General features: G+C 75.6%; 4 protein-coding genes and 1 pseudogene. 2 read left to right on the forward strand and 3 right to left on the reverse strand.

What is annotated here, in order from left to right; all coding sequences use genetic code 11:
* Positions 1-276 precede the first annotated feature (276 nt).
* From IF37_RS0128115 to IF37_RS39775, 3 genes are all read right to left on the reverse strand, one after another.
* Positions 277-1,155, reverse strand: coding sequence for a TauD/TfdA family dioxygenase (locus IF37_RS0128115; protein ID WP_030748395.1), 879 nt, complete (start codon positions 1,153-1,155; stop codon positions 277-279).
* A 260-nt stretch (positions 1,156-1,415) separates the two neighbouring features.
* Positions 1,416-10,964 (reverse strand): SDR family NAD(P)-dependent oxidoreductase, encoded by a 9,549-nt coding sequence (locus tag IF37_RS0128120; RefSeq protein WP_079165915.1) that lies wholly within the window; start codon positions 10,962-10,964, stop codon positions 1,416-1,418.
* The gene (locus IF37_RS39775) at positions 10,964-15,109 is read right to left on the reverse strand and encodes an amino acid adenylation domain-containing protein (RefSeq protein ID WP_301540355.1); all 4,146 of its coding nucleotides are present in this window, start codon (positions 15,107-15,109) and stop codon (positions 10,964-10,966) included. The genes IF37_RS0128120 and IF37_RS39775 overlap by 1 nt, the downstream gene beginning before the upstream one ends.
* Positions 15,110-15,642: 533 nt before the next feature.
* Between IF37_RS39775 and IF37_RS0128130 the strand changes: the two genes are divergently transcribed.
* Together IF37_RS0128130 and IF37_RS43840 are read left to right on the forward strand one after the other, a co-directional pair.
* Complete coding sequence (locus IF37_RS0128130; RefSeq protein ID WP_030748404.1) at positions 15,643-15,894, forward strand: Smr/MutS family protein; 252 nt, start codon at positions 15,643-15,645, stop codon at positions 15,892-15,894.
* A 248-nt stretch (positions 15,895-16,142) separates the two neighbouring features.
* Positions 16,143-16,231: pseudogene (locus tag IF37_RS43840) on the forward strand (alpha/beta hydrolase); the annotation flags it as partial.

The following is a 16,231-nucleotide window of genomic DNA, read 5'->3' on the forward strand; positions in this document are numbered from 1 at the left end:
CGAGTATCGAGCACGACCGTAGCGGTCGCTCACCCCGCTGTCGACCGCGTGGACCGCGTACCGGACGCCGTACCGGAGGAGGCCGGCGTACCGGCAGGGAGGGTGCCGGCCCGGTACGCGGCCGCACGTCCTCCAGTGGCATGCCGGCACACCGTCACCGGCCGCCTTCGCGTCGATGTGACCGACCGATCCGCCGCTTCACACGTATGTCGGTCGGTCAGGGACTGGAGGCGTGTGTACGCCTCACCTCCTGGTCCGGGCCGATGTGCGACCTGGTCAGGACCGGGGCCGGGTGCCGGCGATGGCCACCCGGCGGCCGTAGCGGGTGTGCGGGTAGTAGTCCCAGACCGCGTGGTGCTGTACGCAGCGGTTGTCCCAGAAGACCAGGGTGCGTGGCTGCCAGCGGACCCGGCATTGCAGCAGCGGCGTCCGGGCGATGTGGTCGTAGAGCATCCGCAGGAGCGCGTCGCTCTCCGGCCGGGACAGCTGCGGGATGTGGGAGGTGTACGGCTCGTTGACGAACAGCAGCTTGCGGCCGGTCTCGGGATGGCGGACCACGACGGGGTGCTCGGTGCGCGGGACGTCGTACTCGGGGGGCGGGGTCCGGCCGGCCGCGGTCCACGGCAGGGCGCCGTCGTGCAGGGCGGTGAGCCCGTCGAGGAAGGCGCGCATGGCCGGGGACAGCAGTTCGTAGGCCAGGTGCATGTTGGCGAACAGGGTGTCGCCGCCGCTGCCGCCCTCGGGGATCGTGGTGATGTGCAGCATGGAGCCGAGGGACGGCTCGGCGTCGGCGGTGCCGTCGGCGTGCCAGCCGTTGCCCGCGACCGCCCGGGAGTCCTTGTCGGCCTTGATCTCCAGTATGTGGGGATCGGCGTCCTCGGCGGCGAGGGCGACCGGATGCAGCTCGCCGAAGAGCGCGGCGAACCGCTTGTGCCGCTCGGGAGTGAGCTCCTGGTCGCGGAAGACCAGGACGTGGTGGGCGAGGAACGCGTGCTTGAGTTCCTTCTCCTGCCGCGGGGTGAGTTCCCCCGACAGGTCCGGGCCCGCCACCTCTGCGCCGATCAGCGGGGTGAGGGGGGTGACCGAGAGCGTCTCGTACGGTTCGGGCGGGCGGGTCGTCAGACGTTCGACGGCTCGCAGGGCGTAGTCCTCCACGGGTGCCTCCGGGCAGTGGTGGTCGGTCGGGTATGGCGGGGGGTGACGGTCGGGGGTGGAGCGCGCATTAGGTCCTGTCGTCGCGAGGCAGGCGGGAGTTTGACGACAGGGCCAACGGCCCGCGGGCGAGCGGTCCGCCCACGGGCAGCGGCCGGGGACGAGGTCGCCGGGGACGGTCCGCCTGCCCTCCCGCGGGAGGGCAGGGGCCGGTGCGGCCGGCGGAGCGGGCGTCGCGGGGGTGCCGCACGGGGTGCCCTCACTCAGCGGCGGCCGGACCGGACGGGGGCGGGGACCGATGGTGGTCCGCCGCCGGCAACCCCGGCGAGGTCCGCCGCGACGACGGCCGCGATCGCCGCCGTGTGCGGCGGGGCGACGAGCCCGTAGTGGTCCGCGTCGACGCGGTGGATGCGGAGGGGAGCGGGCAGGTAGGAGGTCCACTCCCCCGCCGGGCCGGGCTCCGGCGCCAGGGCGGCAACGTCCTCGACGGGGCGCTCGGCCAGCCACACGGTGGCGGGCGTGCCGGTCAGCCGGGGCAGCCGGTGCTCCGCCATGGCCGCGAGGTTGGCACGGCAGCAGCGGGCCAGCCGTGCGGCGTAGTCCCGTCCCCGCTCGCCGAGGCCGTCGGCCCGGTTCCCGCCCAGTTCGCGCGCGAAGACGGCGTCCACCTGCCGGTCGTCGTAGGCGGCGGCGAGCGGGCCTGCTCCCGGCGGCGGCGGGTCGAGCAGGTAGAGACGGTGTACGGGCCGGCCGGACTCCTCCGCCGCGGCCGCCATCGACAGGGCCGTCCACGCGCCGAAGGACCAGCCCGCCAGGCTCAGCCGCCGGCCGGGACGGGGGAACGCGGCCCGGACCGCCGCCAGGTAGTGCTCGGCGCGCTCGGCGATGGACCAGGCGGGGGCGTGCGCGTCGCGCAGGGCGGGGTCGGCGACGAGGCACACCGTCAGCCGGTCGTCGAGCGCCGAGACCAGCGGGCGGTAGGCCTGGATGTCACCGCCGACGGGGTGCACGAGGCACAGCACGTCCGGGCCCGTGCCGTGCTGCCAGACCTCGACGTCCACGGACGCGCCCGGCTCGGGCCCCGGTCCGCCGGCGCCGGCCAGGTGCCCGAGGATCTCGTCGAGGCTGACGCGGTGGCTCAGCCGGGACAGCTCGATCTCGGTGCCGTACCGCCGTTTCACCTCGTCGAGGAGTTCCAGCAGGAGCAGCGAGTCCGCGCCCGCGTCGTACAGGGAGGCCGCCGGGTCGACCTCCGCCACCCCCAGCAGGTCGCACAGGGCCTCGGTCAGCCGGGCCGCGACGTCGCCGTCCCCCGCCCGGCGACCGGCCGGGCCGTCGGGGTCCTCGGCGCCGGACGTCCTCCGGGGCCCCGCCGTCGTGCCGCCCGCCCGCCGCGGTCCCGCGGCCGGCGCGCCGGGCGGCGGTTCGTAGAAGCGGCGCGCCTCGGTCACCGGCGTGGTGTTCACCAGGAGGTGGGGCAGTTGCAGGGTGAGGGCCTGCCGGAAGACGGCGGCGCCCTCCTCGGGGGTGAGGGCGACGGCGAGGTGCTCGCGGTGGCGGGCGTCCTGGACGGCCGCCTCCTGGGCCATGCCGACCTCGCGCCAGGCGTCCCACGCCACAGCGATGCGCACCGTGTCCCCGGCCGCCTCCCCGGGGGCGTACTGGGCGAAGGCGTCCAGGCAGCCGTTGGCCGCGGCGTAGTCGAACTGCCCCGTGCCACCGAACCGGGCCGCCATCGACGAGCAGTACACGACGTGGCGGGGGCGGTGCCCGGTGATCAGACGCTCCGTCAGCAGCGCTCCGCGCAGCTTCGCCGCCGTGGCGCGGCGGGCGGTGCGGGCGTCGCGCCGCGCGAGCAGCGCGCCGGCGGCGGAACCGGCCGCGTGGACGATGCCCGTCAGGTCTCGCAGGTGCGGTGCGAGGCGCTCGGCGATCAGGTCCAGGTCGTCCGTGGCGAGGTCGGCCGGCACCAGGGTGACGCGGTCGGCCCACCGGGCGAGGGACGTGGGCATCGTCGCCCGCCGGGAGAGCAGGACGACGCGGCTGTCCGGGTCGTCGTCCAGCAGGGCGGCGGCGACGGTGCGGCCGATGCCTCCGGTGCCACCGAGGATCAGGTGGGTTCCGGAAGCCGTCGTCCGGGACGCGGCCGGGGCGGGCACGGGCTGGACCGTGCGGTGCCACCAGAAGTCCTCGCGCAGGGCCAGCACGGCGGGGGCGGGCGAGGCGTCGAGCAGGAGCCCGGCCAGGAGCGGCGCCCAGGCGTCCGGGGCGGGCCCGGGCAGATCGACCCAGCGCGTGCCGAGACCCAGCTCCTGGCGGGGCACCTCGGTCGCGGCGGTCAGCAGGGCCGCCTCCGGGCGGCGGACCACGCCGGTGACCGCCTGGGCCCGCTGTGAGAGCAGCCACAGCCGCGGCCGGGCGTCGTCCGGCACGTCCGCCAGCGCCCGCAGCAGCGCGGCCACGGTGTCCAGACAGGCCCACGTCGCGGTGTCCAGTGCCTGTTCGCCGATGGCGCCGCCGATCTCGAGGGGCAGCGCGTGCAGCCAGTCGACGCCGGCCCCGGGGGCCGTGACGTCGGCCAGTACGGCGGTCAGGTGGGAGACGTCGGCGGGGTCGGCCTCGTAGTGGCCGTCCGGGTGCCGCACCAGTGCCGTCCCGGCGCTCACCCGTACCACCCGGGCGTACTGCCGCTCCAGTGCCCGCCAGGCGGCGGGGTCCGTCCCGGTGCCGGTGACGATCACGGCGGTGTGCCCCCGGGCGGGCGCCTCGGTGCGCGCCCGGCGCAGCCGCGTCCACACCGGCTGGTGCAGCCACTGGCCGGCGGGCAGCCGCCGCGGGGGGCCGGCGGGCGTGTCGGGTGCGATCGGCCCGGCCGGTACCGGGCGTTCGAAGTCGTGGTCGGTCTCGTCCAGGGCGGGCGGCGGGAAGTCCCACGGGGGGCTCGCCGGACCGTCCGGCCACACGACGGTGTCACCGGCCGTCCACGCCTCGACGGGTCCGGGCGGGGCCGAGCCGTCCCGGGCCGCCCGGTGCCCGTCGCCGGGCGCGGTGACCGGGAAGGACGAGCGCAGCCAGGCGACGGCCGTCCCGGCGTCGGGGCAGAGGGCGGCGGCGCGGTGGGCGAGCGCGGGACGTCCGGCCTGGAGGTGGCGCAGGACCCGCGGATAGGACTGCGGGTGTGCGCTCAGGTAGTCGGCGATGCGGTGGGCGTCCGCCCGCAGGGCGGCTTCGGACGCGGCCGACAGGGGCAGGAAGGAAGCGCCGGTGGCGGGCGCCGGCGCCGCACCGGCGTCGTGCTCGTCGTCCGGGCTCTCGACCAGCAGGTGGGCGTTGGTGCCGCCGATGCCGAAACTGCTCACCGCGGCCACCCGCGGGACGTCGCGCGGCCAGGGTTCCGCCGCCGTGGGGACGCGGAAGGGACCGTCGTCGATCTCCGGGTTGAGCCGGTCGAAGTCCACCGTGGGCGGGATGACGCCATGGTGCACGGCGAGCACCGCCCGGACCAGGCCGACGATGCCCGCCGCCGCGCCCAGGTGCCCGAGCTGGCTCTTGACGGACGACAGCGCGAGGTGCGCGTCGTCGGCCAGACCGTAGGCCTGGCGCAGCGCGGCCGCCTCGACCGGGTCGCCGAGGCGGGTGCCCGTGCCGTGCGCCTCGACGTAGCCGACCTCGTGGCCGCCCCGGCCGGCGCGTGCCAGCGCGGCGCGCAGTGCGACGCGCTGCCCGGCCACCGAGGGGGCGCTGTAACCGAGTTTGCCGGCACCGTCGTTGCTCAGCGCGGACCCGGTGATGACGGCGTGGACGGTGTCGCCGTCGCGGCGGGCGGCGGACAGCGGTTTGAGTACGACGACCCCCACGCCGCTGGCGCCGACGGTGCCGGCGGCGTCGGCGCTGAAGGGCCGGCAGTGGCCGTCCGGGGAGAAGATGTGCTGCGGCCGGTAGGTGTATCCGCCGCTCAGGCCGGGATCGACGAGGACGCCGCCGGCGAGCATCATGTCGGCCTCCCCCTGCCGCAGCAGTCCGGCGGCCAGGTGCACCCCGACGAGCGAGCTGGAGCACGCCGACTGCACCGTGAACGCCGGGCCGGTCAGATCGAGGTGGTAGGCGGCCTTGGTGGCCAGGAAGTCCTTCTCGTGGTGCAGGGCCAGCCGGAACGGGTCGGGCAGGGCCGCGGGGTCCGCCTCGCGGAGCATGGCCTGGAAGTACGTGTTCTCCCCGCAGGCGGCCACCACGCCCACCCGCCCTGCCGAGGGGTCGGCGCAGCCGGCGTGGGCGAGCGCCTCGACGCAGGCGCTCAGCAGGTGCCGCTGCTGGGGGTCCATCAGCCGGGCGTCCTGCGGGCTGATGCCGAAGCGCCCCGGATCGAAGGCGAGCGGCCCGTCCAGCAGGCTGCGCGCGCCCACCAGGCCCTCGCCGGCCGGAAAGTGCTCGATGCCGCGACGGCCGGAGACGACCAGGTCCCAGAAGGCCGCGAGGTCCCGTGCGCCGGGCAGGCGCACCGCCATGCCGACCACGGCGACGGGCTCCTCGACGGACCGCGGACGCCCCGGTGACCGGCCGGCCGCGGCCGCCACCGGGGTGTCGGCCGGAGCGGACGACGGGCGCGCGGGGGCTGCCGCGGCGCGTGCGGCGCCGGTCTCCCCGGCCGTCGCCCGCCGGTCGAGGAAGCCGGCCAGCGCCCGGATCGTGACGTGCTCGAAGAGGTCCGGCATCCGGAACGCCAGACCGGCCTCGCCCGAACAGCGGAGCTGGAAGCGCATCAGGTCCAGGCTGGTGACCCCCGCGTCGAAGAACCTCTCGGCGACGGCGAGGGACGTGCCGGTGACCTCCCGGAAGAGGTCGGTCAGCCGCTGCTCCAGCGGTGACCGGACCGGACCCGGCTCGTCGGCGGCGAGCAGCTCGCGGCCCCGGGCGGTGAGCGCGGCCCGCCGGTCGATCTTGCCGCTCGGTGTGCGGGGCAGCTCGGTGAGGCGGCGGAACCGGCCCACCCGGACGTGGCGGGGCAGCAGCCCGCCCAGATGGCGGGTGATCCCGGCCGGGTCCGGGTCCTCGCCGCGCAGCAGCAGGCAGGCCACCAGCACGCCGTCGTGCACGGCGGCGACGGCGCCCGTGACGCCGGGGTACTGCAGCAGCGCGGCCTCGACCTGGCCGAGCTCCAGCCGGTGTCCGCTCAGCTTGACCTGGGCGTCCTCCCGGCCCACGTAGTGCAGCAGCCCCTGCTCGTCGAAGCGGGCGAGGTCTCCGCTGCGGTAGAAGGTGCCCGCCTCCGGGTCGTCGGTGAAGCGGGAGCGGTTGAGGGCGGCGTCGCCGAGGTAGCAGCGCCGGGCCATGACGCCGCCGATCAGCAGCTGCCCGGTGGTGCCCGGTGGGACGGGCAGTCCGCCGTCGTCCACGACCCGCAGCACGGCGCCCGACACGGGCCGCCCGATCGCCGGGCGCAGCGGCCACTTTGCGGGGTCGCCCTCCAGGCACAGGCCGCTGACGACATGTGTCTCGGTGGGGCCGTAGTGGTTGAACAGACGTGCTCCGGGCAGGTGGGCGAACCAGCGGCGGATGGCGTCGGTGCACACCAGTTGCTCGCCCGCGGTGACGACCTCGCGCAGCCGCGACGGGTACCGGCCGGTGCGTACGCCGTGCTCGGCGAGCAGTTGCAGCGCCACGTACGGCAGGAACAGGCGCTCCGCGCCCCCGCTCTCCAGTGCGTCCAGCAGGGCGGGCACGTCGTGGCGCCAGGCGGGGTCGACCAGGCGCAGCAGTCCGCCGGAGCACAGCGTGCCGAAGATCTCCTGGAAGGAGACGTCGAAGGACAGCATGGAGAACTGCTGGGTGACGGCGGGGGCGGCCAGGCCGCCCTCCGCACGCTGCCAGGTCAGCAGGTTGCACAGGGTCTCGTCGGGTACCTGCACCCCCTTGGGGACGCCGGTGGAGCCGGAGGTGAACAGGGTGTACAGCGGCCGCAGCGCCCGGTGCGGCGGTGCGGGCCGGGACGACGGCCGCCGGGGCGGCTCGCCGGCACAGCGCAGCAGGTGGCGGGGGAGTCCCGGGGGTGCGACGGCATCGAGCGCGGCGGCGCTCTCGGGGGTCGTCAGCACGCACACGGGGTCGGCCTGCCGCAGCACGTGGGCGAGCAGCGCCGGCGGATAGGCGGGGTCCAGGGGGACGACGGTGAGGTTGAGGCGGGCCGCGGCCAGCAGGGCCACGATGTGCTCGGCCGACGGCTCCAGGTAGAGGGCCAGGGCCGCCGGGGCCGCCGGGTCGTCGGGGACCCGGTGACGCAGTGCGGCCGCGGTGGCCTCGGCCCAGGCGTCGAGCCGGGCGTAGGTCAGCACGGTCCGTCCGTCGGCCACCGCCGGTGCCGCGGGGGTACGCCGGACCTGCCGCGCGAAGCCCTCGGCGACGGTGGGGAAGTCCGGTGCGCTCGCCCGCCCCCGCCCGGGCTCGGGCAGCCCGCGGCGGTAGGGCAGGACCAGTTCGCGCAAGGTGGCGTCCGCGCCGGCGGTCAGCAGGTCGAGGAACCGGCGGAAGAGGCGGGCCGCGGCCCGCACCCGGTCGGCGCCGAAGTCGTCCCGGTACTCCCAGAGGCAGTCGAAGCCCGCTTCGTGCTCGACGACCGACAGGGTGAGCGCGCACTTGGCGCCGAGCGGACGCGGCCAGAGCGGACGCACCTCGCATCCGGGCAGGCCGAGGGCGGAGAAGTCGGTGTTCTCCAGGACGAACATGAAGTCGAACAGCGGTCCTTCCGCGCGGAAGGAGTGGTCGGCCAGGACGTCGGCGAGAGCGATCTCCTGCCCCTCCAGTACGGAGCCGGCCTCGGCGGTGTGCCGGTCCAGGTGCTCGCCCACCGGCCGGTCCGGGTCCAGTCCCAGGGGCAGCAGCACCGTGTTGGCGAACATCCCGACCGTCTCGGCGAACTCGGGCCGGGGCCGGTTCGCCACGGGGGCGGCGACGAGCGGCCGGGTCTGGCCGGTCACGCCGTACAGGCTGCACGCGAACGCCGACAGCAGCAGGTGGAACCGCGTCCGGCCCCGTTCGGCGGCGAGCCGGTCCAGCGCACCGCGTCCGACCACGTCCACGGAGGTCCGCAGCAGCCCGGCCCCGCGGGGCACGGGCGTCCCGGACGCCGGAAGGGAGGGTGAGGGCTCGCCGCCGCTCTCGTAGTGCTCGCGCAGCCGCGAGCGGTGTCCGAGGTAGGCGGGGCTCGCACGCCACTCCCGCTGCCATCGGGCGAAGTCGAGGGGGGTGACGGCCGGGTCGCACGGGCCGGGCGGCGCGCCGGCGGCGAGCGCAGCCGCGTAGCCGTCGGTGAGGTCGCGCAGGAGCAGGTTCACCGACCAGCCGTCCACCGCGGCGTGGTGCAGGTGCAGCAGCAGGAGTCCGCCGCCGGGTTCCCCGGCGTCCGCCGCCCGGGTCGGCACCCACGCGGCCCGCAGCATGCGGGACTCGCGCAGGAGGAGACGATGAGCGAAGAAGCGATCCGCCGTGGCCTGCCAGGGCTCGCCGTCGACGGCCCGGCACGGCTGCCAGGGGTCGTAGGGCTCGTCCACCCGCTGCCGCAGGCCACCGGGCGTGGGCACCAGCCGGGTGCGCAGCGCCGGGTGGCGCTCCACCAGCCCGCGCAGCGCGCGGCGCAGCGCGGCCGGGTCCACCGTCCCGCGCACCCGGAACACCAGCGGTACGTCGTAGGAGCGGTCCTCACGGTCGCGTTCGTGCAGCAGCCACAGCCGCTCCTGCTCGCTGGTGGCCGGTGCGTCCGGCTCCGGTGGGGCGGCCGGCAGGGGCGGGTGGTCACCGCCGGCGGCGTCCGCCGCATGCACGGCTTCGGCCAGCCGCGCGAAGTCGGCTCGCAGCACCAGGGCGGACGACAGGTCGGCCCCGAAGCGGCGCAGCACCTCGTGGCGCAGGCGCAGGGCCTTGAGCGAGTCCCCGCCGCTCGGTATCCACCGGTCGTCCGGACGCAGCCCGGTGACCCCGAGCACCTCCTCCGCCACCGCGAGCAGGGCCCGCTGGGCGGCGGTGACGGGCGGGCCGGTACGGCGCTCGCCGCGCCAGGGGGTGCGGGCGGCGCCCAGCAGGGCGGCGTCGTCCACCTTGCCGTTGGCGGTGCGGGGGAGGTCGTCGACGAGATGGGTGCGGTGCGGCCGCATGTAGGGCGGCAGGACGGCGGAGAGGTGGCGGTCGTACTCCTCGAAGGAGAGGTCGCCGTCCAGGACGACGAAGGCGAGCAGTTCATGGCGGTCCGCGTCCTCGCGGCGGGTGCACACGCGGGCCCGGCGCACCCGGGGGTGTGCCAGGATCAGCCGCTCGACCTCGCCCGGCTCGATGCGGAAACCGCGCACCTTCACCTGCCGGTCGGCGCGCCCGACGTAGGTCACGCGGCCGTCGGCGTCCCGGCGCACCAGGTCACCGGTCCGGTACCAGCGCTCCTCCCCGCCGTCCTCGGGCAGGGTGACGAAGCGCTCGGCCGTCTCCGCGGGCAGGTTGCGGTAGCCGAGGGCGAGCGCGGGCCCCGACAGCAGCAGCTCGGCCACCTCACCCGGCTCGGCGACGCCTCCGTCCTCGGTGCGCAGCAGGCAGCGGGTGCCGGGCAGCGGAGCGCCGATGGGCACGGCATCGCCCTCGAAGTCCCTGGGTATGGCGTACGTCAGGGCGAAGGTGGTGGCCTCGGTCGGGCCGTAGGCGTTGTGCAGGACGGTGCCGGTGCCGGGGTTGTCCTCGTACCAGCGCCGTACGACCCGTGCGCTGAGCTGCTCCCCGCCGATCAGGACGTGCCGGGCGCCGGCGAAGCAGTCGGGCACCTCGTCGACGAGGGCGTTGAACAGCGACACGGTGATGAACAGCGTGTCGACGGCACGGTCGCGCAGGGCGGCGGCCAGCGCGTGCGCGCTCCGCACCTCGCGGTCGCCGAGCACCACGCACGTGCCGCCGGTCAGCAGCGGTGTCCACACCTCGAAGGACAGCGCGTCGAAGGCGGGGTTGGACAGGCAGGCGTAGCGGTCACCGGGCCGCGGGGTCAGCCCGCCGGGCCGGGCCAGCCGCAGCACGCCCTCGTCGGTGACCTCCACGCCCTTGGGGCGACCGGTGGTGCCGGAGGTGTAGAAGAGGAACGCGGCGGTGTCCGCGCCGGCCCGGGACACGTCCCGCGGGCGGTGCGGCTCCCGGGCGGCGGGCCCGCTCGGCCCGGCCCCGTCTCCGCCGGAAGCCCTGCCGGCTTCCGTCCGGCCGGCCGGTGCCCCGCTCGTCGCCGACGCCCCGGCAGTCCCCCTCGCGTCGGCAGGCACCGCGGCGGCCGGCTCCGGGCCGGACCCGTCCTCGTCGGCCACCAGCAGGCTCGCGTCCAGCGCGGTGAGGTGTCCCGGCAGGTCGAGCGGGTCGTCACCGTCGTGGACGACGGCGACGGCGGCCGAGTCCTCGAGGATGTGACGCCTGCGCTCCCGAGGGCTCAGGCGGTCCAGCGGTACGACGGTGGCGCCGGCCCGGCGGATGCCCAGCATGACGCAGACCAGCCGCCATGACCGGGGCAGGCAGACGGCGACGGCCTGCCCCGGCCGCACCCCGCTGGTGCGCAGCCGGGCGGCGACCCGCGCGCTGGCCCGGTCCAGCCGGGCGTAGTCGAACACGGCGGCGCCGTCGACGACCGCGGGTGCGGCGGGGTCGCGCCTGGCCCGGGCGAGTACCGCGTCGGCGAGCGGGGAGGGCGTCGGGTCGCAGGGGGCCGCGGCGTCGGCGGCGTGCCCGGGACGCGCGTCCCCCGCCGCGGAGTGCCCCGCGTCCGCCACGTCGGCCGCCGCACCGGCGGAGAAGCCGTCGTCCATCACGCCCTCCTGGACGGCAGGGGGCCGGCGGGCGCCACCGCGGCGGCCACCGGGCCGCCGCGGTGGGCGATCTCGGCGGCGATCACCGCGGCGACCCGGGGGAGCTGGGGACCCTCCAGCATGTCCCAGTGGTCGCAGTCCACCCGCTCCACGCGGAAGTCGCCGGTGCAGCGCTCCCGCCAGAAGGCGCGGACCCGCGCGTGCTCGGCGGTGTCGGCACCGCCGGGTACGGCCTGCGCGAGCACCAGGCGTGCCGGGGAACGGCCCGGGACGTGGTCGCGGGCCGTCATGCGGTTGTGGTTGTAGACGCGGAAGTACCGCTCCACCTGGCTGTCTTCGATGCCGGGATACATCCCGTTGAACCTCACGAGCTTGTCACGGAACTCCGCCATGTCCACCTCGGTGATGGCGGCGCGTGCGGCGGGGTCGTCGGTGGCCTGGGTGTCCAGCAGGACGACACTGATGTCGGTGCGGCCCGCGAGGGCGAGCAGCCGGCCCATCTCGTGGGCCACGAGACCGCCGTAGGACAGACCGGTCAGCACCAGGGGGCCGGGGCCCAGGGGTTCGAGGAGCCTCAGGTACGTCCGGGCCATGGCCTCGACGGTGGGCAGCGGTTCCTCACCGGGATCGATGCCGGGGGACTGGATGCCGTGCAGGCCGACCGCTTCGGGCAGGTGCTTCGCCAGCGGCAGGTAGCAGAAGGCCGTGCCCCCGGCCGGGTGCACGCAGACCACGCGTGCGGCGGTCCCGGCGCGGAACTCCACGACGCTGCCCGGGCCGCCGCGCACACCGCCCTCACGCAGCAGCGCGCCGAGGGCCTCGATCGTCGGCCGGAGCATGATCTCGGACACGGGCAGGGACCTGCCGAAGGCCCGGCCGACGGCGTGGGCCATCTTGATGGCCGACAGGGACGTGCCGCCGACGTCGAAGAAGTTGTCGCCGATGCCGATGTCGGGCTCCACCAGGATCTCCCGCCAGATCCGGTACAGGGTGTGTTCGACCCCGTCCCGCGGACTGGCCGTGTTGACCTGGTGCGAGGACCGCGTGCGGGCGATCTCCAGCAGTGCCGGGCGGTCGACCTTGCCGCTGCGGTTGAGGGGAAGGGCGGGCAGATCTACGAAGACCGCCGGGATCATGTGGTCGGGCAGCCGTCGCGCCAGGGCGGCGCGCCACTCCTGGGCGGAACGCGCCACCGCGTCGCCCCGCGCTGTCCCGGCGACCAGCCGGGGCTCCCCGGTCCCGTCCCGGTCCACCACGACCACGGCTTCCCGGACGCCGGGCAGCCCGCTCAGCGCGGCTTCCACCTCCGCCGGCTCTATCCGGAACCCGCGCAGCTTGACCTGGTCGTCGGCGCGGCCGACGTAGTGGGCCTGGCCGTCCGGCAGGCGCCGGGCCAGGTCGCCGGTGCGGTAGACGCGCTCCCCCGGCCGGAAGGGGTCGGGCAGGAATCGCTCCCCGGTCAGGTCCGGGCGGTTGAGGTAGCCCCGGGCGAGACAGGCCCCGCCCAGGTAGACCTCGCCGACCACACCGGGCGGGACCGGCCGCATACGCGAGTCCAGGAGGTACATCCGGGTCCCGTCCAGTGGCCGCCCGATGGGGCACGGCCGCTCCAGGGGGCGGGGACGGTGGTAGGCGGTGCTGTACAGCGTCGCCTCGGTCGGCCCGTAACCGAAGCAGACGGCGAGGCCGGGCAGGTGCCGGGTGAGGCGGTGCAGCGCGGCTTCGGTCAGCGACTCCACGCCGGTGAGCAGCGTTCTGAGCGACAGCCCGCTCGTCCGGCGGGCGGGGTCCTCGTCGATCCACTTGACGTAGGCCGGCGGCAGGAAGGCCTGCACGACGGCGTGCTCGCGCATCCAGCCCATCAGCGCCTCCGGATCGCCCCGCAGGTCCTCGGGAACGATGTGCAGCGCGCCGCCGGTGGTGAGCGGCAGCAGCAGCTCGTGCACGGAGGCGTCGAAGCCGATGCTCGACCACGCCGAGCCGACGTCACCGGGGCGGGAACCCATGCGGGCCTGCCAGTTGGCGAAGAGGTTGAGGACACTGCGGTGCTCCACCGCGACGCCCTTGGGCCGCCCGGTGGACCCGGAGGTGAAGATCACGTAGGCCAGCTGGTCCGGCGTGCGCCCGACGCCGTGCGGCGGACGCGCGTCCGTGCGTCCCTCCGCCTCCACGGCGGTCAGGCTCAGCCACGGCCCGGGACGCCGCTCCTCGTCCGCGTCGCTGAGCACCACCGGGCAGGACGCGTCCTCGACCATGCCGGCGAGCCGGACGCTCGGCTGTGCGGGATCGAGGGGCAGGTAGGCGGCGCCGGCCTTGAGGATGCCGAGGATGCCGACGGCCAGAGCGCACGAGCGGGTCACGTGCAGCCCGACCACGTCGCCCGGACCCACGGCCCGGGCGGTCAGGGCGTGGGCGAGCCGGTTGGCGCGGCGGTCGAGCGTGGCGTAGTCCAGGGTGCCGTCCCGGCAGACGACCGCCGTCTGGCGGGGTCGTCGCCGCACCTGCGCCTCGAAGAGTTCGACGAGACCGCTCGCGGCGAGGAACGTCTGCGGCGAGGGCGCGGCGTCCGCGTGCGCCCCGCTCCCGCCCGGCAGGGCACCCGCCGCCGCGCCGGCGACGGCGTCCGACACCGGACCGGGCAGCGCGGCCCCCGCCTCACCGGCCCGGAGGTCCGCCGCCGGGCCGGGCAGGGCATCCGGCCGTGCGGGCCGGTCCGTCGCGTCCCAGTCCGTGAGCAGGCGCAGGCGTTCGTCCGCGCTCATCAGCTCCAGTGCGGTGATCTCCCGCTCGGGATGGAGCGCCAGGTCGCGCAGCAGGTGCTGGAGGTGGCCGCTCCAGCGCACGGCCGTGGACCGGTCGTACAGGGACGTGGCGAAGTCCAGGTGCCCCGTGACCCGGTCTCCCGACTCGACGGCGACGAGGGACAGGTCGAAACGGGCGGGAGCGTGCGTCAGCGGCAGCGGCTCCGCCTGGACGCCGGGCAGGTCGAGGAGGCCGTTCCGGTCGGGCTGCCAGGCCAGCATCGTCTGGAACAAGGGGGTGTGCGCCGCGCTCCTGGGTGGATTGACCAGCTCCACCACCTTCTCGAAGGGGAGGTCCTGGTGCCTGAGTGCCTGGCGCACGACGGCCCTGACCCGCGCGAGGGCCTCGGCCGCCGTGGGCGATCCGGACAGGTCGACGCGCAGGGCGAGGGAGTTGACGAGGAAGCCGATCTGCCCGGCGGCGAGGGGGCCGCGCCGGTTGGCGACCGGAGTGCCGACAACGATGTCCGTGCGTCCGGACAGCCGGGAGAGCAGGATCGCCCAGCCGGTGAGTACGGCCACGAAGAGGGTCGCGCCGTGCGCGCGGGCGAGGCTGCGCAGCGCCGTCGTCGTCGCCGCGTCGACGCCGAACTCCACCCGGCCGCCGTCGTGGCGCTGTTCCGGCGGTCTCGGGCGGTCCGACGGGAGGTCCAGCACGGGCGGAACGCCCTCGAGCGCCTCCCGCCAGTAGGCCTCCTGGCCGGCCAGGCCGCCGTCGCCGACAGCCGCCAGCTGGGCCTCGGCGAGGTCGGCGTACTGGGCGGCGAGGGGCGGCAGCGGATCACCGCCGCCCGGCGAGAGCGACCGGCGGTAGAGCAGCCCCAGTTCGCGCAGCAGCACGTTCATCGACTGCCCGTCGAAGACCGCGTGGTGGAAGGTCAGCAGCAGGACGTGCCGGTCAGGCCCCAGGGTGATCAGCCGGCCGCGCCCGAGCGGTCCGGCGGCAAGGTCGAAGGCGGTGGCCGCCTCCTCCTCCCGCAGTCCCGCGAGGCACGCGCCGGGGTCGGGGCACCCGGTCAGGTCATCGACGGCCAGGGCGAATCCGGCGCCGGGCGGGTCGACACACTGGAGCACCCGGCCGCCCCGTTCGACCAGCCGGGTCCGCAGCGTCTCGTGCCGCACGGTCAGTGCGTCGAGGCACCCACCGAGGACGGCCGGGTCGAGCGGACCGCGCAGCTCGAACGCCAGGGGCTCGTTGTACGCCGCGTTCGCGCCGGGCAACTGGGACAGGAACCAGAGGCGTTGCTGCGCGAAGGAGGCCGGGCGGACACACTCCGCCGGGGCGTGTGCGCCCGGCGCGTTCGGTGGTGCGCCGGTGACGGGCGCGTGGGGGGGATGGAGCACCGGCGTTGCCTGGCCTTCCCGTCTGAGTGACCGTCTGGAGGATGGAGGAGTGACTGGGTGGTCCCGGAACCGCGATGCACGGTGAGGCCCGGGGTCGGGGTTCCGCACGGTGCCGGGCGGGAGTGGGCACCCTCGGCGGTGTGACGGCGGCACGGTGTCGTCGCCGCCGCTTCCGCGGTGACGGGGACCGTACGCCGTCGTCCTGGGTCCGCCCCGACTCGTCGGTATGTGCGGTGGGTCCGCCACCGCCCGTCGGGGTGCGGGGTGTGACACCGGGTGCCCGGGACACCGGCGATAATCGGACAGGGCGTCAGCCTCTGTCAACAGCCACCCGGAACGGACGGGAGGCCCGCAGGTGTGCAGGGACCCACCGCACACCCGGCGGGAGCCGTCGCGCATATGTGCATGGAGCCCATCGCACATGTGTGTAAGGTGGCGAGACGGCCCGCATGTTGCCCCGGCGGAACCGTCTGCGATACGAAGGGGACCGTAGGCGATCACCTTTCCGCGCAGCACACCGGACGGCCACTCACATGCTCAGCTTGGACCTGCATCCCATCTTCCGGAACAACCGGGACATCGAACTCGCCCTGCGTCAGTTCATCTTCAAGGCGCACCGGTCGGGCGAGCCGGTGGCCGAGATCATTCCCGGCAAGGGCACCGGCCAACTGAGGCAGCGCGTCCTGGCGTTCCTGGGCCAGAAGCACATCAGGCGGCTGTACGACCGGGTGGAGGTCGGCGACGGCAACACCGGCAGGGTGCTGGTGCACTTCACCGGGCGCTGACCTCCCGGGCCGGACCGGGCCGGACCGCGCCGGTCCCCCTGCCCGGGCGCCGGGCGCACGGACCGTCCGGCTCGAATGAGTCACGTATTTCCAGCCACATAAGTCGTTAGACGGATACCCCCGACGGTCATCGGCGGTGAGAGTGGTGCCCGTCGGCGCGGATCGAACGCGCCGAACGCCCCGGGCAGGGGCGACGCCTGACGTCGGCCCCCGCCCGGGCGCACCGCCTCGTTCCGGGAGGGAACACCATGCCGTTCATCACCGTCGGCCAGGAGAACAGCACCGACATCGAGCTGTACTACGAGGACCACGGCACCGGCCGCCCGGTCGTCCTGAT

This window comes from Streptomyces sp. NRRL S-31, from assembly GCF_000718775.1.
Taxonomy (GTDB): Bacteria; Actinomycetota; Actinomycetes; order Streptomycetales; family Streptomycetaceae; genus Streptomyces.